General features: G+C 72.1%; 20 protein-coding genes. 11 read left to right on the top strand and 9 right to left on the bottom strand.

From position 1 onward, the window contains the following. Positions 1-18: 18 nt before the first annotated feature. Entirely contained in the window at positions 19-2193 is a 2175-nt protein-coding gene (locus O7597_RS27615; RefSeq protein WP_281581165.1) for an AAA family ATPase, read from the bottom strand. A 255-nt stretch (positions 2194-2448) separates the two neighbouring features. Here O7597_RS27615 and O7597_RS27620 point away from each other — a divergent pair, with 255 nt between their 5' ends. The 6 genes from O7597_RS27620 to O7597_RS27645 all read left to right on the top strand — a co-directional run bounded on the left by O7597_RS27620 (position 2449) and on the right by O7597_RS27645 (position 9119). Continuing rightward, positions 2449-3429 carry an NAD(P)-dependent alcohol dehydrogenase gene (locus O7597_RS27620; RefSeq protein ID WP_281581166.1) on the top strand — a complete coding sequence of 327 codons (981 nt, stop codon included), beginning with the start codon at positions 2449-2451 and terminating at the stop codon, positions 3427-3429. Positions 3430-3528: 99 nt separating this feature from the next. Next, entirely contained in the window at positions 3529-5142 is a 1614-nt protein-coding gene (locus tag O7597_RS27625) for a flavin monoamine oxidase family protein (protein WP_281581167.1), read from the top strand. Positions 5143-5275: 133 nt separating this feature from the next. After that, positions 5276-7078 carry a RyR domain-containing protein gene (locus O7597_RS27630; protein ID WP_281581168.1) on the top strand — a complete coding sequence of 601 codons (1803 nt, stop codon included), beginning with the start codon at positions 5276-5278 and terminating at the stop codon, positions 7076-7078. After that, a complete protein-coding gene (locus tag O7597_RS27635) occupies positions 7068-7574 on the top strand; it encodes a hypothetical protein (RefSeq protein WP_281581169.1) in 507 nt (168 codons plus the stop codon). The genes O7597_RS27630 and O7597_RS27635 overlap by 11 nt, the downstream gene beginning before the upstream one ends. A 130-nt stretch (positions 7575-7704) precedes the next feature. Continuing rightward, the gene (locus O7597_RS27640) at positions 7705-8820 is read left to right on the top strand and encodes a sialidase family protein (protein ID WP_269741633.1); all 1116 of its coding nucleotides are present in this window, start codon (positions 7705-7707) and stop codon (positions 8818-8820) included. Beyond that, a complete protein-coding gene (locus tag O7597_RS27645; RefSeq protein WP_281581170.1) occupies positions 8817-9119 on the top strand; it encodes a MoaD/ThiS family protein in 303 nt (100 codons plus the stop codon). The genes O7597_RS27640 and O7597_RS27645 overlap by 4 nt, the downstream gene beginning before the upstream one ends. A 6-nt stretch (positions 9120-9125) precedes the next feature. Here the strand turns inward: O7597_RS27645 and O7597_RS27650 are convergent, their stop codons facing one another. Genes O7597_RS27650 through O7597_RS27665 form a run of 4 tightly spaced genes read right to left on the bottom strand, consistent with a single transcriptional unit; the run spans position 9126 to position 12382 of the window. Further along, on the bottom strand, positions 9126-9752 hold the full coding sequence (locus O7597_RS27650; RefSeq protein WP_281581171.1) for a response regulator transcription factor: 627 nt from the start codon (positions 9750-9752) through the stop codon (positions 9126-9128). After that, positions 9749-10930, bottom strand: a complete 1182-nt coding sequence (locus tag O7597_RS27655) for a histidine kinase (RefSeq protein ID WP_281581172.1) — start codon at positions 10928-10930, stop codon at positions 9749-9751. The genes O7597_RS27650 and O7597_RS27655 overlap by 4 nt, the downstream gene beginning before the upstream one ends. 4 nt (positions 10931-10934) lie before the next feature. After that, positions 10935-11390, bottom strand: a complete 456-nt coding sequence (locus tag O7597_RS27660; RefSeq protein ID WP_281581173.1) for an ABA4-like family protein — start codon at positions 11388-11390, stop codon at positions 10935-10937. Next, entirely contained in the window at positions 11387-12382 is a 996-nt protein-coding gene (locus O7597_RS27665) for a hypothetical protein (protein ID WP_281581174.1), read from the bottom strand. Before O7597_RS27665 ends, O7597_RS27660 begins: the two co-directional genes overlap by 4 nt. Before the next feature lie 183 nt (positions 12383-12565). Between O7597_RS27665 and O7597_RS27670 the strand changes: the two genes are divergently transcribed. Next, positions 12566-13300, top strand: a complete 735-nt coding sequence (locus O7597_RS27670) for a CBS domain-containing protein (protein WP_281581175.1) — start codon at positions 12566-12568, stop codon at positions 13298-13300. Beyond that, entirely contained in the window at positions 13293-14303 is a 1011-nt protein-coding gene (locus O7597_RS27675; RefSeq protein WP_281581176.1) for a CehA/McbA family metallohydrolase, read from the top strand. Before O7597_RS27670 ends, O7597_RS27675 begins: the two co-directional genes overlap by 8 nt. Before the next feature lie 84 nt (positions 14304-14387). Here O7597_RS27675 and O7597_RS27680 read toward each other — a convergent pair whose 3' ends face one another. Then, positions 14388-15005 carry a hypothetical protein gene (locus tag O7597_RS27680; protein WP_281581177.1) on the bottom strand — a complete coding sequence of 206 codons (618 nt, stop codon included), beginning with the start codon at positions 15003-15005 and terminating at the stop codon, positions 14388-14390. A gap of 88 nt (positions 15006-15093) precedes the next feature. Here O7597_RS27680 and O7597_RS27685 point away from each other — a divergent pair, with 88 nt between their 5' ends. The 3 genes from O7597_RS27685 (at position 15094) to O7597_RS27695 (ending at position 19284) form a co-directional block, all read left to right on the top strand. Continuing rightward, entirely contained in the window at positions 15094-15972 is an 879-nt protein-coding gene (locus O7597_RS27685) for an aminoglycoside adenylyltransferase family protein (RefSeq protein WP_281581178.1), read from the top strand. 24 nt (positions 15973-15996) lie between these two features. Then, complete coding sequence (gene manD / locus O7597_RS27690) at positions 15997-17226, top strand: D-mannonate dehydratase ManD (protein ID WP_281581179.1); 1230 nt, start codon at positions 15997-15999, stop codon at positions 17224-17226. A gap of 228 nt (positions 17227-17454) precedes the next feature. Continuing rightward, complete coding sequence (locus O7597_RS27695) at positions 17455-19284, top strand: AMP-dependent synthetase/ligase (RefSeq protein ID WP_281581180.1); 1830 nt, start codon at positions 17455-17457, stop codon at positions 19282-19284. Here O7597_RS27695 and O7597_RS27700 read toward each other — a convergent pair. From O7597_RS27700 to O7597_RS27710, 3 genes are read right to left on the bottom strand one after another with little or no spacing between them, the layout of a single operon-like run. Next, positions 19278-19949, bottom strand: coding sequence for a lysoplasmalogenase (locus O7597_RS27700; protein WP_281581181.1), 672 nt, complete (start codon positions 19947-19949; stop codon positions 19278-19280). The two genes, O7597_RS27695 and O7597_RS27700, sit on opposite strands and share 7 nt — an antisense overlap. Then, positions 19946-20773 carry a sterol desaturase family protein gene (locus O7597_RS27705; protein WP_281581182.1) on the bottom strand — a complete coding sequence of 276 codons (828 nt, stop codon included), beginning with the start codon at positions 20771-20773 and terminating at the stop codon, positions 19946-19948. Before O7597_RS27705 ends, O7597_RS27700 begins: the two co-directional genes overlap by 4 nt. Continuing rightward, on the bottom strand, positions 20770-21486 hold the full coding sequence (locus O7597_RS27710; protein WP_269741647.1) for a GntR family transcriptional regulator: 717 nt from the start codon (positions 21484-21486) through the stop codon (positions 20770-20772). Before O7597_RS27710 ends, O7597_RS27705 begins: the two co-directional genes overlap by 4 nt. Positions 21487-21603 lie beyond the last annotated feature (117 nt).

Below are 21603 nucleotides of genomic sequence, written 5' to 3' on the forward strand. Positions count from 1 at the left end.
GGTGCGCGAAGGGTGCGCTCAGGCGTTCACCAGCAGCCGCCGCACCCGAGCGCTCAGGCCGTCGAACACCGACCGTGCCTCCGTCCAGCTGCGCGAGCGCTCCGGCTGTTCCGTCGGGCCACCGTCACCCGGTACGGCCAGGTCACCGAGCATGTCCAGTTGAAACAGCGGCAGATACTCGACGATGCCGTCGTAGGTTTCGCAGAGCCGGTCCAGCCGGTCCAGATCCCCCGGACGCGGAGCCCGACGGTGCCCCTCGTACCACCGTTCGACGCCGTGGTGGAACGCCTCGATCAGCCGTCGTAACACCATCGAGGTGCCCAGCGCCCGCTGCACGTCCCGGGAGCGCAGGCCCGAGCGCAGCAGGGCGGCGTTCTCGACCGTCTGCCGGATCTCGGTACCCGTCGGGGCGAACGCCTCGCGTAGGTGGCGGTCGAAGCCGGTGAGCTGGTCGAGCGCCTGGATGGCGTCGCCGAAGAGCCGGGCGACCGGGCCGGGCAGCGGAGTGGATGCGACCTCCGGTCGCCTCGGGGAATGCTCCCGTTGCGCCGGATGCCGCAGATCGTGGCGCAGGTCGTCCCGGATCTCGTCCAGCTGGTACGCCAACCGCTCGATGGAGCGTTGGGCGTTCGTCTGCTGGCGCTGGATGCGCTCGACGCGCGTCCGCACCGAGGTCAGCGCGTCCGCGCCGAGCGCCTGCTCGAGCCGGCGCAGGGAAGCCTTCACGCTGCCCGACAGATCCTCCGGAAACGACTGCGGCTCGTAGACGATCGGCTCCACGCTGAACGTCTCGGCGAGGTCGGCGGCGAACTCCGCCGGCAGGTGCCCGACGACGACCAGGATGACCTCGCTGTCCGGCACCGCCGCCCGGATCGCCACCACCCGGCGGTTGAGGGCGTCGACCTCCTCGGACTTGAGCACCGACTCGGTGAGCAGCACGCAGCAGCCGGCGTTCTGTTCCTCCAGCGGCACCCAGAAGTCGACCGGCAGGTCCCGCAGCGAACCCACCAGATGGTCCCGCTGGTACGACCAGCCGTCCTGGGTGAGCACCCGCCGCACGTCGGCGGCCACATCCTGCCGGCTGGCCAGGTCGAACTGGACCCGTACCGCCTCGCGGACCATGAGGTGGGTGACCGGCGTGTCGGCCTGCGCCGCCCGCTGGTACAGGTGGTAGCACAGTCGGATCAACCGGCGGGGCACGCCGTCGGTCAGGTTGGTGAGGTACTCGGTGGTCTCCACGGTGAAGGGTGCGAGCCGTGCCTGGCCGAACGTGCGCAGCTGGCTGCGCCGGATGAAGTCCCGCACGTCCCGCGCGCTGAGCGCGGACATCCGCACGATCGGCCCGATCCGCTGCCGCACGTCCGGGCTGAACAGGTGCAACATGTCCGGCAGCCCGGCGATCACCAGGAAGGCGCCGACGGAGGCGAACAGCTCGATCAGGCGGGAGAACCGGGCCATCGTGTCGTCACCCGGGCCGCCTGCCGCCGACAGGAACTTGTCCACCTCGTCGAGTACCACCACGAAGCGTCCGTGGCGCTGCCCGCACAGCAGGGCGAGCGCACCCATCACCGCCACCGCGTCGGACTCCACGTCGACGCGGGCGGGGACGCCGGCCGCCGCCAGCGCCGGCCCGGGCGGATGACCGGTCAGCCAGTCCCACGCGGTCGCCTCGGTGGCGGGATCGAGCAGCATCGCCAGCACCGTGCCGACCGAGGGGTCGGTGGTGACCGGGGCCAACTCCGCCCGGAGCCGCTCATCGAGCCGCCCGGCCGTGGGCGACCCGTCCGGGATGTCGTCCGGCGCGGTCACGGCGGGTGACGCCGCCCGGTGTCCTTCGACCAGGGCTCGCACCGTGTCGCGGGACAACCGACCGAGCAGTTGGCGGCTCAGTGACAGGAACGTGTCGGCGGGGGCGTCGAGGTAGATCGCTCGGATCGCACCCCCGGTCCTCTCCCGAGCCTGGGCCAGCAGTTCGGCGGCCAGGTGGGTCTTGCCGGTGCCGTAGTCACCCACCACCGCGACCGTGCCGCTGTCGCCGCTGCGCAGGTAGTGGTCCAGATGGGCGAGGGCGTCGCGGATGGCGGCGGTGGTGACCGTGGTCGCCTGCGCCCGGCCCTCGGCCACCCTGGCGACCGCGGTCGGAGAGAACGGGTTGACCGGGACGACCGCCGGTGGATCTCCAGTTGCATCCATCTTTCTGATCCTCCGGTAGCTCTGGTCCGGGCACCAGGAACTCCCACGGCCCGGGCAGGCACTGCTCCTCCGCGCCTCCAGGGCGTCTTCAAATCGTAGCTGTCAGTGGCCATTCCGGCGGACCTCCGAAGGCGACAGATCGGTCTCACCTGCGAAAAAGGCCCGATCGGTGGGCTACCGGTCGGTGCGACGGCGGGCCACAACCGGGGGTCCGGTGCGCCGGCCAGGTGGCGGGGGCACCGCAGAATGGTCCCCATGCGAGCGGTGATGTTCGACGGGTACGGGCCGCCGGAGGTGCTCACCGAGGTCGAGCTGCCGACCCCCGAGCCCCGGGCCGATCAGGTGCTGATCCGGGTGCACGCCACCACGGTGACCACCGCCGAGTGCGGGATGCGCCGGGGTGAGCCTCGATGGGGGCGGGTCGTCATCGGTCTGCGTCGGCCACGCAGGAGCGTCCGGGTGCTCGGGCTGGAGTTCGCCGGTGAGGTGACGGCGCTCGGGCCGAGGGTGCGTCGGCTGCGCGTCGGCGACCGGGTCTTCGGGTTCACCAGCTTCGGCGCCGGCGCGAACGCCGAGTACAAATGCCTGTCCGAGCGGGCCTCGATCAGCACGATCCCGCCGAACGTGAGCTACGCGCAGGCCGCGGCCACCGTCGACGGTTTCACCACCGCCTGGCACTTCCTGCGCGACCTGGCCGACCTCCAACCTGGTCAGAAGGTACTCGTCATCGGCGCCTCGGGCAGCATCGGCACGTACGCCGTTCAGCTCGCGGGCCATCTCGGGGCGACCGTGCACGGGGTGTGCAGCGGGCGTAACGCCGCGCTGGTCGGGTCGCTCGGCGCCAGCCGGGTCTTCGACTACACGGTGGAGGACTTCACCAGCAGCGGCGAGCGCTACGACATCGTCTTCGACACGGTCGGTCGCAGCTCGTTCGCCCGGTGCCGGGCGGTGCTGGCGCCGCGTGGCCGTTACCTGCCCACGACCGGCCTGGTGACGAACGGCCTGCTGACGCTCGGCACCGCCCTCACCGGTGGTCGACGGGTCCGAACCGGGATGTCGGTACGCAAGCACGCGGCACTTGCCGCCCTGCGAGACCTGCTCGCCGAGGAGCGGCTTCGGGTCGTCCTCGACCGCAGCTACCCGATGGCCGAGATCGTCGAGGCACACCGGTACGTCGACGCCGGGCACAAGGTCGGCAACGTCGTGATCGACGTTTCGCCGGCCCGCGACCGGTAAGCCGGGCCGCCGCCCGGAGATCGGCGCGAAACAAGAGAGACGCATCGATGTAACTGCCGCCTGGGATCGTCGGGCTTCGATCTTGTGCGGGAGGTGGCGGTGACGATACCGACGACGCGGCGACAGTTCCTCCAGGCCGTCGGGGTGTCCGGTGGCGCGGGCGTGCTCTACGGCACGATGGGTGCGCTCGGCCTGGCGCCCGCCGCCCAGGCGGCGCCACCGTTCCGGGCCCCGAACCGGTCCGACTTCACGCTGACCGGCCGGTCGGCCAGGTCCGTGCTGGTGCTCGGGGCCGGCATCGCCGGCCTGGCCACCGCGTACGAGCTGGGCAAGGCGGGCTACCGGGTGCGCATCCTGGAGGCGCGGGACCGGCCCGGTGGGCGCAACTGGACGGTGCGGGGCGGCACCACCGAGACCGACCTGGACGGACGCACCCAGCGGGCCCGCTTCGCCGACGGGCAGTACCTCAACGCCGGTCCAGCCCGCATCGCCCAGCACATGGTGACCCTCGACTACTGCCGGGAACTCGGCGTGCCGATCGAGATCTTCGGCAACCAGAACGCCGACGCCTACTACGTCAACGAGAACGCCGGGGCGCTGTCCGGGCGGCCGATCCGGCACCGCGAGGCCAAGGCGGACGTCTACGGGTACGTCTCCGAACTGCTCGCCAAGGCCACCGACCAGGGCGCGCTCGACACCTACCTGACCGGTGAGGACAAGGAACGGCTCTTGGAGTTCCTGCGCGGGTTCGGCGCGATCGGCGGTCGGGTCGCCGACGACCCGGCGGCCAGCTGGCGGTACGCGGGCACCAACCGGCGCGGCTACCTGGTGGAGCCGGGCGCCGGCTTCGAGGCGGGCACCCCCAAACTCACCCCGTACCCGCTGACCGACGTGCTGGCCAGTGGCGTCGGCCGGTACTTCTCCTTCGAGTTCGGCTACGACCAGGCGATGCTGATGTTCCAGCCGGTCGGCGGGATGGACCGCATCGCGTACGCCCTCGAAGCCGCCGTGGGCCCGCGCCTCGTCACCTACGGCGCCCAGGTGCGCTCGATCTCCAACACCGGCTCCGGGGTCAGCGTGGTCTACGACGGGCTGGGCGGCCGGCCGCGCACCGCCACCGCCGACTTCTGCGTCTGCACCATCCCACCGCAGGTGCTGGCGAAGATCCCGTCCAACTTCACCCAACCGGTCCGGGACGCGCTGGCGTACCCGGTCCCGAACGCCACCGGCAAGATCGGCTTGCAGTACCGGCGACGGTGGTGGGAGCAGGACGAGAACATCTACTCCGGCATCACCAACACCAACCTGGACCTCGCCACGATCTGGTACCCCTCCTACGGCTACCACGGGGCGAAGGGCGTGGTGGTCGGCTACTACAACTTCGGTGCCAACGCCCAGGCGTACGCGGTGCTCACGCCCGCCGAGCGGGAGGCCCGCGCCGTCGCCCAGGGCGTGAAGATCCACGGCGAGGCGTACCGGACGGAGTTGGAGACGTCGTTCTCGGTGGCCTGGGACCGCACCCGTTACTCCGAGGGCGGCTGGGTGTCGTGGCCGTCGCGCACCAGCGGGCAGTACGGCCGGCTGCTGGAGCCGGACGGCCGGGTCTACTTCGCCGGTGACCACCTCAGTCACTACATCGCCTGGCAGGCCGGTGCGTTCGAGTCCGCCCGCAAGGTGGTCACCGACCTGCACGCCCGGGTCATGTCGAGCTGAACCCCGACAGCTCGGCCCCGGGGAAACGGCGTCACCTGCGAAAAGTGTCCGGCCGGTGTGCACGTCGCCGGCCCTGGTGATCGACCTTGTCCAATAGCATGACGCGCATGGTCGTAATCCGGTGGCTGGTGCGATGACCCAGCCGGTCCCCGGTGCGGCCCGTCCCGCCGCGTGGTGGCTTCGGGTCGTCTTCGGGGTGATCGGGCTGGTCGCCTCGGTGCTCGGTTACGTCGGCCTGGAACGCCTGTCGCAGGCACGCCCCGAGACCATCGCCGACCGGTACGACATCCTCTACTACGACCTGCAGCTGTTCCTCCTCAGTGCCGAACTCTTCGAGCAACCCGGTCCGTACCCGTGGCAGTTGCAGGTCGCCCGGTTCATGGCACCGCTGTTCACCCTGCTGGCGGTGGCCGAGGCCGGTCGGCTGCTGCTGGCCACGGAGATCCGGCGGCGGCGGGCCCGGCGGGCCAGTGGCCACGCGGTCGTCTGCGGCGACTCGCAGTTCGCGCACATGCTCGCCGACCGCCTGTACGCCGACGGCGACCGGGTGGTCGTCGTACGCTCCGAACCGTTCGGGCCGCTGGAGTACCGCCGACGCCGCTACCTCGGTGTCGTCGGCGATCCGACGAACGTGGAGGTGTTGCGGGGCGCCGGCCTGCTCCGGGCACACACCGTCTACGCCTGCACCGACGACGACGACCGCAACCACGCCATCGCCAACACCGCCAACCGGCTGATCCAGGACCGTCGCCACCCACCCCGGGTGTACGTCCAGGTCCACGACCCGGAGATGTGCCTGTCGTTGCAGGCCCGGCGGCTCGGCGCCGCCGGGTCCAGTCGGCTGCGCCTGGACTACTTCCACGTCGACGACATCGCCGCCCGGGCACTGCACCGGCACCATCCGCTGCCGTCGGCACCGGACCGGCCGACGACGGTCCTCATCGCCGGCGACGGCAGCTTCCGCCGGGCCCTGCTGGTGGAGACGGCCCGGCACTGGCGGGCGCACCAGGCCGACCAGGGCGGGCCCGACCGCCGGCTGCGGGTGGACCTGGTGGCACCGGACGCCCGCGCCGAACTCGCCCTGGCCACCTCCCGCTATCCGTTCCTCACCGAGGTCTGCCGGCTGGCCGGGTACGACCGGGACATCGCCGGCCTGGTCGGCCTCGACCACGTCGCCGCCGAGGGTTACGACCGCATCTACCTGTGCGCCCCCGATGAGATCGGCGGCCTGCGCTTCGCGCTGGACACCCCCGCGCTCTGGCGCGGGACGCGCAGCATCGTCTTCGTGCCGGTCTACCGGCAGGCGGCGCTCGCCGCCGCCTTTCACGGCGACGCCCGCCACGACCTGCTCGACGAGGTGCACGGGAAGCTGCGGCTGTACCCGGTGCTCACCCACGCCTGCGACGCCGGGCTGATCGCCGAGGACCTCACCGAGCGGCTCGCCCAGCAGATCCACCTGCGGTACCTGTACGCCCAGCAGCGGGCCGGGGTACGCCTCGGCGACGCGCCCGCCATGGTGCCCTGGTCCCGGCTGCCGGAGTCGCTGCGCCGCGCCAACCGCAGCCATGTCCAGGACATCGCGGCCAAGCTGCTGGACCTGGGCTGCGTGGTGGCGCCGCGGCACGGCGGCGCCGGTGACGCCTCGGCCGCCGGCCGGGCCATCGACGACCGGATCGAGCAACTGGCCCGGCTCGAGCACGAACGGTGGTGCCGGGAACGGCGCTCCGAGGGATGGACCTTCGGCGAGCCGCGCGACGACGCCCGACGCCGACACCACCTGCTGCGGCCGTGGGACGAGCTGTCACCGGAGGCGAAGGAGCAGAACCGGGAGGAGATCCGGGCGTTGCCCGACGTGTTGTCCGACAGTGGATTCGAGTTGATCCGGCTGGGCCCCAGCGTGCCCGTCCAGCGGGGAGGCTCGGCCGATGCCGCCTGAACGCGAACCGGTCCGCGTCGGGGTCACCGGCCACATCAACCTGACCCCGGCCACCGAGCGGCTGGTCGCCGAGGCGATCCGCCTCGAACTGCGCAGGATCAGCGACCGGCCGGTACACGGTGTCACCTGCCTGGCGGCGGGCACCGACCAGATCTTCGCCCGCGCGGTCCTCGACGGCGGCGGCACGTACGAGGTGGTGCTGCCGGCGCCCGACTACCGCGACACCATCACCCCGGCGGCCCGGGGCACCTTCGACGAGCTGCTCGCCCGCGCCACCCGGGTGCTGCACACCGGTTACCGCACCTCCGGCACCGCCGCGTACGTGGCCGCCAACCGGGAGCTGCTGCTGCGGGTGCAGCGGCTGCTGGCGGTCTGGGACGGCGATCCGGGCTGTCACGCCGCGTCGACGGACCGGACCGTCGGCTGGGCCCGCGAGCGGGGCATCCCCACCACCGTCATCTGGCCCGCCGACGCCCGGCGGACCCGCTCGGGATGAACCCCCGGTGACCGGTGCTGTCCGTTCCGCTGATGCCAATTCGTCGTACCCGGGGAGTAGACCGACCAGGACCGGTGTATGTCCGGTGCGGCGACCGCCCGCCGGCGCGACGAAACGAGAGGATGCTCGGATGAGTGGTGTACGTGTGCTGGTGGGGACGCGCAAGGGTGCGTTCGTCCTGACCGCCGACGGTAGACGCGACAACTGGACGGTCGACGGGCCGCACTTCGGGGGCTGGGAGATCTACCACCTCACCGGGTCGCCGGCCGACCCGGACCGGCTCTACGCCTCACAGTCCGGCGGCTGGTTCGGGCAACTGATCCAGCGCTCCGACGACGGCGGCCGGACCTGGACCACTGTCGACAACGACTTCGCCTACGCCGGTGACGTCGGCGACCACCTCTGGTATGACGGGACGCCGCGTCCGTGGGAGTTCAAGCGCATCTGGCACCTCGAACCGTCCCGCGACGACCCGGACACCGTCTACGCCGGCGCGGAGGACGCCGCGCTCTACGTGTCCACCGACGGCGGCGGCAAGTGGACGGAGCTGACCGCGCTGCGCACCCACCCGAGCGGGCCGTCCTGGCAGCCCGGCGCGGGCGGCCTGTGTCTGCACACGATCATTCTGGACCCGGCCCACCCGGGCCGGATCTACACCGCCATCTCGGCGGCCGGCGCGTTCCGCAGCGACGACGGCGGCACCAGCTGGCTGCCGATCAACAAGGGGCTGCGGTCGGGGGAGATCCCCGACCAGGACTCCGAGGTCGGCCACTGCGTGCACCACATCACCCAGCACCCGTCGCGGCCCGACACCCTGTACATGCAGAAGCACTGGGACGTGATGCGCAGCGACGACGCCGGCGCGAACTGGCGCGAGGTCAGCGGCAACCTGCCGTCGGACTTCGGCTTCCCGATCGCGGTGCACGCCCACGAACCGGAGACCATCTACGTGGTGCCGATCAAGAGCGACTCCGAGCACTACCCGCCGGAGGGCCGGCTGCGCGTCTACCGCAGCCGCACCGGCGGCGACGAGTGGCAGCCGCTGACCGACGGGCTGCCGCAGTCCGACTGCTACGTCAACATCCTGCGCGACGCGATGGCCGTCGACACGCTCGACCCCTGTGGCATCTACTTCGGCACCACCGGTGGTCAGGTCTACCGCTCGGCCGACGGCGGCGACAGCTGGGCGCCGATCGTCCGGGACCTGCCACCCGTGCTCTCCGTGGAAGTCCAGGTGCTGCCGTGATCCGGGTCGTCCTCCCGGCTCACCTGAAGACCCTCGCCGGGGTGACCGGCGAGGTGCGGATCGAGGTGGCCGGCCCCGGGCCGGCCACCCAGCGCCAGGTGCTCGACGCCATCGAGGCGCGGTACCCGATGCTGCTCGGCACCATCCGCGACCGGCACAGCGGTAAGCGCCGCGCCTTCGTCCGCTTCTACGCCTGCGAGGAGGACCTGTCCAACTGTCCCCCCGACACGCCCCTGCCCGAGCGGGTGGTCGCCGGCGAGGAGCCGTTCATCGTCCTCGGCGCGATGGCCGGCGGATGACCCGGTTCACAGGCCGCGGGCGAACAGCGCCAGGCGTACCCGGTTGGGGCTGCCCGTCTTGGTCATCAGGCTGGTGATGTGGGACTTGACCGTGGTGACGCCGATGTGCAGCCGCTCGGCGATCTCGCCGTTGGACAGCCCGTCGGCGACCAGGTCGAGCACCTGCCGCTCCCGGCCGGTCAGTCCGGTGACCGGCGTCGGCGTCCCGGTGCGGGCGTGCACCGCGCGCTGCACCAGTCGGCGCAGCACCTCCGGGCTGAACGGGCTGTCGCCGGTCGCGGCCCGGCGCACACCGTCGAGCAGCTCGGTCGGCGCCGCGTCCTTGAGCAGGAAGCCGCAGGCGCCGGCCGTCAACGCCGGATAGAGGTGGTCGTCGTCGCCGAACGTGGTCAGCACCAGCACGCGGGCAGCGGGACGGTCGGCGAGGATCCGGCTGGTCGCGGAGATCCCGTCGACGCCGGGCATCCGCAGGTCCATCACCACGACGTCCGGCACCAGCCGGGCGGCGAGGACGATCGCGTCGCGGCCGTTGTCGGCCTCGCCGACGACCTCGATGTCGGGCTGCGCCTCGCAGAGCATGCGCAGGCCGGCGCGGATGAGATGTTGGTCGTCGACAAGCAGTACCCGGATCATGTGCGTTCCGTCGCCGGCGGGCCGGCGGGCAGCACGGTGGCGACCCGCCACCCCGGTCCGGTCGGTCCGGCCGTCAACTGTCCGCCGAGGACCTCGACGCGTTCGCGCATACCGGTGATGCCGTGGCCGCCGCCGGCCGGCACCGGGGCGGGCACCCTGCCGCGACCGTCGTCGACCACCTCCCAGTGCACGGCGCCGCCGACCACGGTCACCGACAGCCGCGCCACCGCGTCGGCACCGGCGTGCTTGGCCACGTTCGTCAACGCCTCCTGGCTGAGCCGCAGCACCGCGAGGCCGCGTACCGCGTCGAGGGTACCGACCACCGGGTCGATGTCGGCGATCACGGTGACCCCGGCCTGCCGGGCCCGGTCCACCGCGGCGCCGAGCGCGGCCGGCAGCGCCGACGGTTCGATCGCGGTCAGCGCGGCGTCGCCGCGGACGCCGTCGGGGTCACGCAGCACCGCGACCAGCCGACGCAGGTCGGCAAGGGCCGCGGTGCCGGTGCCGTGCACGTCGTCGAAGACCGCGCCGACCCGGGGGTCCAGGTCGGTGAGCACGTGCCGGGCCACCCCGACCCGCAGCACCATCGACGCCACGTGGTGCGCGACCACGTCGTGCAACTCCCGGGCGATGGCGCCGCGTTCGTCGGCGCGGGCCGCGCGGTTCTCCGACTCGCGCCGCCGCTGCTCCTCCTCCGCCCGGCGCCGCGACTGCTGCCCGAGCTCCCGGGTGGTCCGGATGACCAGCCCGAGCAGCACCGGCACGCCGACCTCCGGCAGCAGTCCGAACACGCCGGAGAGCAGGCGCGGCAGCGGGTCACCGATCGAGTCGGTCAGGTCGACCACGGCCAGCAACCCGGCCGCCAGCCAGATGGTCCGGCTCCGGCCGGCGGCCATGGTCAGTTCGAGCAGCGCCCAACTGGCCCCCACCTGGTTGATCGTGAAGTCGTCGACCAGCCAGATCGCGACCGCCAGCAGCGCGGTCTGGGTGAGCGTGTTGGCCGGCGGCCGGTCATGCAGCGAGAGTCCGACCGCGAAGGCCAGCACCGCGAGCACCCACTGGACGGAGGTCGGTGTGGACATGGTGCCGAAGAACAGGTAGCCCAGGCCGGAGAGGATGAGCAGCACCATCCGCACGAGGCTGTCCCGCGCGTCGAACAGCCGTCCCACCCAGCCCACGGCCTCAGCCTAGGTGTTGCGGTTCGTGGCCAGCAGGGGCCGTCGGCGGCGCCCATCTGGCGCGGACGAGCAGATAGGCGGCCAGGCCGAGCGGTCCCAGCAGGATCGTCAGCACCAGCACCGGCGCCATCACCAGTGGCGGGACTTTCCGTTCCCGGCTGTCGAGCCATGCCCACCTGCCGACGAACAGGTCGAAGGCGATCATGTGTGCCCAGGCCGCCGCCGTGCCGTCGGCAGTGCCCAGCAGTTCCCGTACGCCGTCGAGGGTGGGCGACAGCACGGCCGGCAGGACCTCGCCGAACGCCGGCACCACCAGGACCGCGTAGATCACCACGGCTGGGAGCACGATCAGCGGCGACCGGATGATCCGGTGGGTCACCGGCCAGGCCGGAAGCAGGATCATCAGCGCCCAGAAGGGTGCCGCCACCGCGAAGGTCAGCGTGAACAACGTGGCACTCACGCCGTCACCTCCGTCTGCCTGTCACCCGCGACCCGCCCGCTGGGCGGACCTGCCGGACCCGCTGGCTGGTGCTCGCGGCCGGTCGGAAGCCCGCTGCGGGCCAGCACCGCGCCGGCAGCGGCGACCGTCACCACCGCCAGCGTCGCGGCGGCGGCCAGGGTGAGCGTGTCCGGGCGCAGCAGCGGCTGCTCGCGTAGCGCCTGCCAGGTCAGCAGCACGGTCGCCGCACCATAGCCGACGCCCAGCACGAGCAGCAGCCGCGCCCGGGCACGCTCGTCCAGCCGACCACCGGCGATCCGGCTCAGCAGCAGCGCCAGGATCGGCAACACCTGCATCCCGTGCAGCCCCACGAAGTGCCCGATCCGCAGATCCCCACCGGTGGTGCTCCAGCCGACCACCGGCAACCCCGGCCCCCCGTCGGGCACGCCGACACTGTGTGCCCCGGCGATGCCTTCGATCACGGGAGCCTGTGCCGGCAGGGTCATCGGTACCGCCACCAGCATGCCGAGCGCCGCCAGCCCGAGCCCCAGCCCGATCGCGTACCGGCCGGCGCGGCCGGCGACCGGCTGCCGCAGCACCGCGACACCGATGACGACGTGCGCGACGAACAGCACCATGATCGCCGCGCCCATCAGCTGCCACAGCACGGCGTTCAACGGAGTGGTCTCGTTGTAGTGGCTGGTGGTGCCGCGGATCACCTGCCCGACGATGATGCACATCTCCACCACACCCATGGCGACCACCACGGTGACCGCCCACTCCGCGATCCGGCTGCGCCGACGCAGCAGCGAGAGCAGCCAGGCCAGGGTGCCGCCGTACAGCACGAAGGACACCGCGAACTTGAACGGCTTGAGCCAGATCGGCGCGCCGGTCAGGACCCGCTGGTCGGCCACGATGCCGACCGCGCAGACGACGGCGAGCACCGCCATCGCCGAGACGAAGACCATCAGGGGGCGGTGCCGGCTCACCCGCCGCGACAGGTTGTCAGTCATGCCTGTAGATGCTCGACGGCGTACGGGCCGACGTCGCCCGACCACTGGCCCCGACCACGGACGATGGTTGGATGGCCGTCCCCTACCCGGGTAGGAGAGAGAAACCCCGTCCTGCGGCAGGGCCCAACGCCTCTGTCGACAGCGCGGCGGCGGTGCAAGGCTGGAAGGGCAGGGAGGCGAACGATGACCACCAATACTCCGAAGCGAAAGCCACAGTGGACGGTCAGCGACGTGATGACAGGTGACGTCGTGTCGGTGCAGCCGGACACCTCGTACCGCGAAGTGGTCGACACGCTGATGGGCAGGGGGGTCAGCGCCGCGCCCGTGGTGGACCCGGACGGGCACGTGCTCGGCGTGGTGTCCGAAGCCGATCTGCTGCACAAGATCGAGGCTGCGGGGGACGAGCGGCACCGCCGGATCATCGGCGTTCGCCGGGTGGCGGCGAAGGCACAGGCCACCGTCGCCGCCGACCTGATGACCGTGCCGGCGGTGGTGGTCGAGCCGACGGCATCGGTCGCCGCGGCCGCTCGGCGGATGGAGACGGCACGGGTCAAGCGGATGCCGGTCGTGGACACCGACCGGCGGCTCGTCGGGATCGTGTCCCGGCGGGACCTGCTGCGGATCCACACCCGGCCGGACGAGGAGATCAGCGCCGACGTCGTCGACATCGTCCTGCGCGGCCTGTGGATCGACCCGAACACCGTGACGGTGGGTGTGGTGGACGGTGTGGTGACGTTGTCCGGCAGCGTCGAGAGTCGCAGCCTCGCCGGTATGGTGGCCGATCACACGGCCAGGCTCGCCGGTGTCGTCGAGGTGGTCGAAGAACTGACCTGGGAACGCGACGACTCGGAGTTGATCGAGTCGCGGGGCTACGCGTTCGGCTCCGCCGAGCGCCTCATGCGACCCTCGCGTGACTGACGACCGGCGACCCGCCGGGGCGCAGTACCCGGCCCGGCGGGTGGCGGGTCGGGGGACCGGCTGGTACCGGGGCGACGTCCACCTGCACACGGTGCGTTCGGCCGGCGGCGAACTCACCCCGGGGCAACTCGCCGCCGCCGCTCGCGAGGTCGGGCTGGACTTCGTCGCCGCCACCGAGCACAACACCTCGGCCGGGCACGGCGACTGGGGCCGGTACGCGGGCGACGACCTGCTGGTCATTCTCGGTCAGGAGGTCACCACCCACACCGGCCACTGGCTCGCCCTCGGCCTCGATCCCGGGCACCAGATCGAGTGGCGCTACGGCGTGCGCGACGACGCCATCGACGAGCAGTTGGCGCAGGTCCGCCGGTCCGGAGGACTTTGCGTGGCCGCCCACCCGTACGCGCCGTACGAGTCCGGAACCCTGGCCTACCCGTACCGGTGCTTCGACGCGGTGGAGGTGTGGAACGGGCAGTGGCGTTCTGACCTGCCGTGGAACGCCGACAACGAGGCGGCGTTGGCCGAGTGGGGACGCAACCTCGGTCACGACATCCATCGGGGACGGTGGTGGCCGGCGGTCGGCAACAGCGACACCCACCTCGCCGGTCAGCTCGGCACCCCGCACACCGTGGTCCTCGCCGCGGAGTTGAGCGTCCAGGCGGTCCTCGCCGGCCTGCGGGCCGGCCGGAGCTGGATCGCCGGCTCCGCCACCGTCGACCTGGCGTTCGCCGCCACGGCAGGTGACCGCGACGTCAGCGTCGGCGAGCGCCTCGACTCCGGCGGCGCACCGATCGACGTGCGGCTGCGGGTGTCCGGGGTACCGGCCGGCACCGTCAGTCTGCACACCGAACGCGGCACCGTGCTCCGTGAGCGACTGCCCGCGGATGGCTCGGGCACGGTCCGCTGGCGCACCACCGCGCGGGACAGCGGCTTCGTCCGCGCCGAGGTGCGCCACCCTGACCGGCGGATGGCGGCCCTGACCAACCCCGTCGTCCTGGCCTGACCGGCGCCGCCCGCCGCCGCGGTGCCGGTCGACGTGCCGCCCGGCGGGTCGGCGCGGGGCCGGCAGCGCGGTGTGCGTGGTGGCTCAGCGCGGCGCGGCGTACGCCAGCGGGGCCCGCGCGTCGTCCCAGGTGCCGGTCAACGTGGCACCGACCGGGGCGGCGGCGGATCCGGGGCGGCGGATCACAGCCAGCTCGACGGTGTCGGTGACGATGAGCGTCGGGTCGCCGTCGACCACCCGGCGCACCGCGCCGACCGGGGGCACGTCGACCGCGGGCGTGTCGCTGGTGATGCCCATGCTGGGTGGGCGCACCTCGCGCCGGCCGTCGACCTCGAAGTACTCCTCGGCCTGCCCGGTGCCGGCCAGGATGGCCTCGGCCAGGGCGGCCGCGTACACCGGGTCGCCGACCGCGTCGTAGACCCAGCGTCGGCCGAGCACCGAGTGTTCGGTGGTGCCGACCAGCCACTCGTCGGCTCCGTCCAGCGGCGCGCCACGGTAGGTCAACGGCACCTGGTGCACCGGCCCGTCGCCGCCGCGTACCAGCAGGGTCTCGATGCCCACCTGCCCGGCCGGGTCGTCGAACCGGTACGCGGCCACGCGTGCCACCTCGGCGCGGCCGACGTACCAGCCGCGGCCCGGTAGCCAGGCGGCCAACAGTTCCAGTTTGGTGGGACGGATGTCCGCTCGGTGCAACAACGCCATGGGCCGCATCGTACGCACCACCGGTACCGGCCGCCGCGCGCCGGCTAAAGCGGTGGCCCGCCCGCGCGGCCGGAACGACACTCGAACCGTGACCGACCAGATCCGGCCGCTCGTCGGACTCCTCGATCAGGTGCTCGGCGACCGGCTCCTCGGCGCCTACCTGCACGGCTCGGCGGTGCTCGGCGGGTTGCGTCCCGCCAGCGACATCGACGTCCTCGCGGTCGCCGCCCGCACCCTGACCGACCGGGAGCGGCGGTCGCTGCTCGACGGGCTGCTGGCCATCTCCGGTCCGGCGCACCGGGCCCGCCCGATCGAGTTGACCGTGGTCGTCGCCGCCGAGGTGCGACCGTGGCGCTACCCGCCGACCGCGGACTTCCAGTACGGCGAGTGGCGGCGCGAGGCGTACCTGGCCGGCGTCGTGCCGCGGCCGGAGACGATGGTGGACCTGGCGCTGGTGGTCGCGGCCGTCCGCGCCGGCGACCACCCGCTGGCCGGACCGCCCCCGGCACGACTGCTCGGGGCGGTGCCCCGGGCCGACGTGGTCCGGGCGAGCGTGGCCGGCGTACCGGGTCTGCTCGACGACCTCGACGGCGACACCCGCAACGTGCTGCTCACCCTCGCCCGCGTCTGGTTCACCGTGGCCACCGGCGAGGTACGCGCCAAGGACGTCGCCGCCGACTGGGCGCTGGCCCGCCTGCCGCCGGAACACCGGCCGGTCCTGGCCCACGCCCGCCGGCTGTACCTGCACCACCGCTACGAGCAGGAGCGCTGGAGCGCCACGTTGCGCGCCCAGGTCCGTCCGCACGTCCACCAGGTGCTGCACCACATCGGGCGGGCCGCCGGCCACGGCGGGTTCCCGGCCGCGGATGGCGGCGCGGCGGCGTTGTGGCCTAGCATCTCGGGCCAGTACAACGTCGAGCTCAACTCGGGTTCCCCCGACCCGCCGCCGGTGCCGCCGCCGGGTTGACGGCCCGCGGGAAAGGCACCCCTCGTGAAGATCGTGGCCGCCGACGTCATCGTCACCAGCCCGGACCGCAACTTCGTCACCCTGAGGATCACCACCGAGGACGGGCACACCGGCCTCGGCGACGGGACGCTGAACGGGCGCGAACTCTCCGTCGCCTCGTACCTGCGCGACCACGTGGTGCCGTTGCTGCTCGGGCGCGACGCCCATCGCATCGAGGACGCCTGGCAGTTCCTGTACCGCTCGGCGTACTGGCGGCGCGGTCCGGTCACCATGGCGGCCATCGCGGCGGTCGACGTCGCGCTCTGGGACATCAAGGCCAACGCCGCCGGGATGCCGCTCTACCAGCTGCTCGGCGGCGCGTCCCGGACCGGCGTCATGGCGTACGGGCACGCCTCCGGGCGGGACCTGCCGGAGCTGTTCGACTCCATCCGGGCCCACCTCGATCTCGGCTTCCGGTCGATCCGGGTGCAGACCTCCGTGCCGGGCATCAACGCCGTGTACGGGGTGGCCACCCAGCCCAGCGCGGACGGCAAACGCTACGACTACGAGCCGGCGCAGCGCACCCCGTTGCCGGCCGAGGAGGACTGGGACACCCGGGCGTACCTGCGCCACCTGCCCGGCGTCTTCGAGGCGGTCCGCAACGAGTTCGGGCCCGAACTGCCGCTGCTGCACGACGGACATCACCGGATGACCCCGATCCAGGCCGCGAAGCTGGGCAAGGCCCTCGAACCGTACGACCTGTTCTGGCTGGAGGACTGCACTCCGGCGGAGAACCAGGAGGCGCTGCGGCTGGTCCGGCAGCACACGACCACGCCGCTGGCGATCGGTGAGGTGTTCAACACCGTCTGGGACTACCAGACCCTGATCCGGGAACAGTTGATCGACTACGTACGCTCCGCGGTCACCCACACCGGGGGGATCACGGCCATGCGCAAGCTGCTCGACTTCGCCGCCCAGTACCAGATCAAATCCGGCATCCACGGGCCGACCGACATCTCGCCGGTCGGCATGGCCGCCGCACTGCACCTCGACCTGGCCATCCACAACTTCGGCATCCAGGAGTACATGCGGCACGGCGCGCTCACCAACGAGGTGTTCCGCCAGTCGTTCACCTTCACCGACGGCTACCTGCACCCGGGCGAGCAGCCCGGTCTCGGCGTCGAACTGGACGAGAAGGCGGCCGCCCGGTTCCCGTACCAACCGGCGTACCTGCCGTTCAACCGACTCCAGGACGGCACCGTCCACGACTGGTGACCGCCCCGTCCCGGCACTCGTCGATCTTGCACCTTCTGTCCCCGCGAAAGCCACGAAAGGGTTGTTTCGGCGACCGGAACTGCAAGATCGACGAAGTGGGCTGGGGTGGTAGCACGGGGTGGGCTGGCGCGGGGTGGATTCGGGGGTTCTGGGGGTGCGGTGTGTGGGGGGAGGTAAGCATCTGTTCGGGTGGCCTGGGCTGGGTGACGTGACGGCAGGTGGACGGGCGTGCGGGAGACAGCGGTCGAGCCGGTCGTCGGTGGCGACGACGCCGGCCTGGCGGAGCAGGTGTGGCGCAACGCGGCCGAGGACCCGGACGCGGTGCAGTTCGTCCGGCCCGACCCGGACCCGAGGTCGTGGCCGGTGCGCCGCTCGGGTCGCGGTGGCGCGCTGCCGGTGACCTGCCGGCAGTTCCGCGACGACGTGGCGGCGGTGGCCCGCGGTCTCGTCGCCGCCGGCATCGCGCACGGCGACCGGATCGGGTTGCTCAGCCGCACCCGGTACGAGTGGACGCTCGCCGACTACGCCCTCTGGTCGATCGGCGCGGTGACCGTGCCGATCTACGACACCTCCAGCCCCGAACAGATCCGCTGGATACTCGGCGACTCCGCTGCGGTCGGCTGCGTGCTGGAGACCGCCGAGCACGCCTTCACCGTGGCCGATCTACGCTCGGAACTGCCCGGGCTGCGGCAGACCTGGCGCATCGACGCCGGTGAGCTGATCGAGTTGGTGGTGCGGGGCCGCGCCGTCGACGCCGCCGAGGTGGCGGCCCGCCGCGCCGCCGTCACCGGCGACGATGTCGCCACCATCGTGTACACCAGCGGGACCACCGGCCCACCGAAGGGCTGCGTGCTGGCCCACCGCAACCTGTCCGCCGACGTCGGCAACGCCACCGCGGTGCTGCCCGAGCTGCTGCATCCGGGTGCGTCGACGGTGCTGTTCCTGCCGCTCGCGCACGCCTTCGCCCGGCTGATCCAGATCGGCATGGTGCACAACCGCGCGACCATGGTGCACAGTGCCGACATCTCCGGGGTCCTCGACCAGCTACGCCGGTTCCGGCCCACCTTCATCCTGGCCGTGCCCCGGATGTTCGAGAAGATGCACGATCAGGCCCGCCGTACCGCCGAGGACACGCACCGGGGATGGCTCTTCGACCTCGGCGAGCGGGCGGCCGTGCGGTACAGCCGGGCGCTGGACACCCCGGGCGGGCCCGGGCGGCTGCTCCGCCTGGCGCACCTGGTGTTCGACCTCGCCGCGTACCGCCGGTTGCGGGCCACCCTCGGCGGACGGTGCCGGCTGGCCATCGTGGGCGGCGCGCCGCTGGGGGAGCGGCTGGGGCACTTCTTCCGGGGCGCGGGCATCACGGTGCTGGAGGGGTACGGGTTGACCGAGACCTCCCCGGCGCTGACCGCGAACCTGCCGACGGCGATGCGGATCGGCACGGTCGGGCGGCCGCTGCCGGGAGTGGAGATCCGCATCGCCGACGACGGCGAGATCCATGCTCGGGGCGAGGTGGTGTTCGGCGGGTACTGGAACAATCCGGAGGCCACCCGGGCGGCGTTGACCGACGACGGCTGGCTACGTACCGGTGACCTGGGCACGATCGACGACGACGGTTTTCTGCGGATCACCGGGCGGACGAAGGACATCATGGTCACGGCCGCCGGCAAGAATCTGGCGCCCGCGCCGATCGAGGAGCGCATCCGGGCTCATCCGCTGGTCAGTCAGGTGATGCTGGTGGCCGACGGTCGGCCGTACCCCGCCGCCCTGGTGACGGTGGACCCGCAGGCCTGGACGCGCTGGCGGGAGCGGCACGGGCACCCCGGTGCGTCGGTGTCCGCGTTGCGGGACGACCCGCAGCTACGTGACGAGATCCAGATCGCGATCGACCGGGCCAACCGCAGCGTCTCCCGGGCCGAGCAGGTCAAGACCTTCCGGATCCTGCACCGGGATCTCACCGAGGCGGACGGGGAACTCACCCCCACCCTCAAGATCAAGCGGGAGACCGTGCGGGACCACTTCGCCGACGACGTCGCCGCCCTCTACCACGGTCACTGAGGTCGGTGCCGCACCGCCGCCCAGCCGGTGCTGATCAGGAACAGTGCGGCGCTGTAGGTCGCCATCACCAGCACGCCGTGTCCGGGCACCGTCGTACCGGCCGCGCCGAGGCCGATCAGCAGGTCCGAGAAGAGGAACAGCGCGCCGCCGAGCGCGACCCGCCGGCCGAGGGCGGTGGCGGCCGCCGCCATCAGGCACAGCGCCAGGCTGTACCCGAGCACCGGCAGTCGCAGCTCGCCCAGCCGTGGCCACAGCACCGCGTTCGCCACCGCCCACAGCGTCAGGTAGCCGGTCACGGCCGCCGGTCGGGGCCGGCGGTGACCCAGGAAGGCGCTGACGAAGGCCAGTTGCGTACCGAGGAAGCAGCCCATGCCGACCAGGAACGCGATGTCCGACGGCACCAGCAGCGCGACGTCCCCGGCGGTGGCGAGGGTCAGTCCGACCGCGATCGGGACGTCCGCCGCGCGGACCCGCCACAGCCAGGCCAGCAGCAGCGGCGCCAGCAGCGGCTTGGCCAACCACTGCACGGCCGGTACGTCGGTGGCGACGGCGACCAGTTCGACGCCCGCCACGACGGCGAACGCCCAGAGCAGCGCCGTGTCCCGGTTCGGCCCGTGCGACCGTCCGCCCACCAGCCTCGCACCGGTGTCGGCTGCGGTGCTCATCGGGCCGGCTGCCAGCCCGGACGGCGCAGCAGGTAGCCGACCCGCTCCCGCCACGAGCCGGCGGTGCGCAGATCCCGCCAGATCGCCGCGTACTCGTGGGTCGCCACCCGCAGCGGGTTGTAGGTGCCGATGTTCTTGGTCAGGCCGTACCGGACCGCGTCCCCCTCGGCCTGGAAGGTGCCGAAGAGCCGATCCCAGACGATCAGAATGCCGCCGTAGTTGCGGTCCAGGTACTCGGCGTTCGAGCCGTGGTGCACCCGGTGGTGGGAGGGGGTGTTGAACAGCAACTCGATCGGCCGGGGTAGCAGGTTGATCCGTTCGGTGTGCAGGAAGAACTGGTAGAGCAGGCTGATCGACTGCTGTAGGAAGATCATCCACGGCGGGATGCCGAGCAGGGCCAGGCCGAGCCAGAAGGGCAGCGAGGTCATCGGCGTCCAGCTCTGCCGCAGCGCCGTGGAGAAGTTGAAGAACACGCTGGAGTGGTGCACCACGTGTCCCGCCCACAGTAGGCGGACCTCGTGGTGCGCCCGGTGGAACCAGTAGTAGGCGAAGTCGTCGGCGAAGAACAACAGCACCCAGACCCACCAGTCACCGGGGGAGAGGCGCAACGGAGAGATCGTGTACGCCGCGGCGTACAGGCCGATCGTGAGCAGCTTCCACGGCACCCCGATGACCTGGCTGCCGGCGCCCATGGTCAGGCTGGTGGCGGTGTCCCGGGCCTCGTAGCCGCGTTCGGCGTCGTCGGGCGCGAACCGGTACGACAGCGCCTCGACGGTGATGAGCAGGAGGAACGCGGGGATGGCGTAGAGCACGGCGGGGATCATGCCCGGCTGTCCTTTCTGGTCGGAGCGGTCAACGCGGCGGTGAGCAGGGACCGGGCCTGTTCGGCGGCCTCGACGTCGCGGCCGTCGGCGATGGCCGAGGCCAACCGGCGGTGCCCGGCGACGTCGAGCAGTTCGGTGGCGCGCCGCTGCGGCGGCACCTCGGCCACCGCCAGGGCACCGGCCACCAGACTGTTGAAGGCCAGCAGGTACGCGGTGTTGCCGCAGCCGTCGAGGATGAGTCGCCACACGGCGATGTTGGCCTCACCCATCGCGGTCAGGTCGGGCGCGAGGTCGGCGAACTCCTCGACCGCCCGTACGATCCGTCGTCGCGCCACGTCGTCGGCGCGCCGGGCGCAGAGGCGGGCGGCGTCCACACCGATACAGGCCCGCATGTCCATCATGTCGCGTACCAGGGTGGCGACCGGCAGGACGTCGCCGGAGCGGACGAGTGACAGCGCCAGGTCCAGGCCGGCGTGCACCCGCCAGTCCAGCACCCGGGTGGCTCCGCCCTGACTGATCCGGACCAGACCGAGCTGCTGCAACCGCCGTAGCGCTTCCCGTACCGCGTGCCGGTTCACCTCGAAGGCCGCGGCCAACTCCCGTTCGCCGGGCAGGGCGTCGTCGGTGCGGTACGTGCCGCTGACGATGGCGTCGCGCAACTGTCCGAAGACCAGGTCGGAGACGGAGGCCCGGGTGACGGGGACGAATGTCATGCCGGCGAGTGTGGCTCAGCGCACATCAACCCGTCAACTGGTTGGACCAGTTGTGGCCCGTGTCGACACGCCCGTGGCTCGTGACCATGCTGTCGCGGTGAGTTAGGGTGCGTTCGC

Origin of the sequence: Verrucosispora sp. WMMC514, assembly GCF_027497295.1 — a bacterium.
In the GTDB taxonomy this organism is placed as follows: domain Bacteria; phylum Actinomycetota; class Actinomycetes; order Mycobacteriales; family Micromonosporaceae; genus Micromonospora; species Micromonospora palythoicola.

Excerpts from the sequence above, each read along its gene's own strand:
- O7597_RS27615 (WP_281581165.1), bottom strand. The coding sequence starts at position 2,193 with ATGGATGCAACTGGAGATCCACCGGCGGTCGTCCCGGTCAACCCGTTC.
- O7597_RS27620 (WP_281581166.1), top strand. The coding sequence starts at position 2,449 with ATGCGAGCGGTGATGTTCGACGGGTACGGGCCGCCGGAGGTGCTCACC.
- O7597_RS27630 (WP_281581168.1), top strand. The coding sequence starts at position 5,276 with ATGACCCAGCCGGTCCCCGGTGCGGCCCGTCCCGCCGCGTGGTGGCTT.
- O7597_RS27635 (WP_281581169.1), top strand. The coding sequence starts at position 7,068 with ATGCCGCCTGAACGCGAACCGGTCCGCGTCGGGGTCACCGGCCACATC.
- O7597_RS27640 (WP_269741633.1), top strand. The coding sequence starts at position 7,705 with ATGAGTGGTGTACGTGTGCTGGTGGGGACGCGCAAGGGTGCGTTCGTC.
- O7597_RS27650 (WP_281581171.1), bottom strand. The coding sequence starts at position 9,752 with ATGATCCGGGTACTGCTTGTCGACGACCAACATCTCATCCGCGCCGGC.
- O7597_RS27665 (WP_281581174.1), bottom strand. The coding sequence starts at position 12,382 with ATGACTGACAACCTGTCGCGGCGGGTGAGCCGGCACCGCCCCCTGATG.
- O7597_RS27670 (WP_281581175.1), top strand. The coding sequence starts at position 12,566 with ATGACCACCAATACTCCGAAGCGAAAGCCACAGTGGACGGTCAGCGAC.
- O7597_RS27680 (WP_281581177.1), bottom strand. The coding sequence starts at position 15,005 with ATGGCGTTGTTGCACCGAGCGGACATCCGTCCCACCAAACTGGAACTG.
- O7597_RS27700 (WP_281581181.1), bottom strand. The coding sequence starts at position 19,949 with ATGAGCACCGCAGCCGACACCGGTGCGAGGCTGGTGGGCGGACGGTCG.
- O7597_RS27705 (WP_281581182.1), bottom strand. The coding sequence starts at position 20,773 with ATGATCCCCGCCGTGCTCTACGCCATCCCCGCGTTCCTCCTGCTCATC.
- O7597_RS27710 (WP_269741647.1), bottom strand. The coding sequence starts at position 21,486 with ATGACATTCGTCCCCGTCACCCGGGCCTCCGTCTCCGACCTGGTCTTC.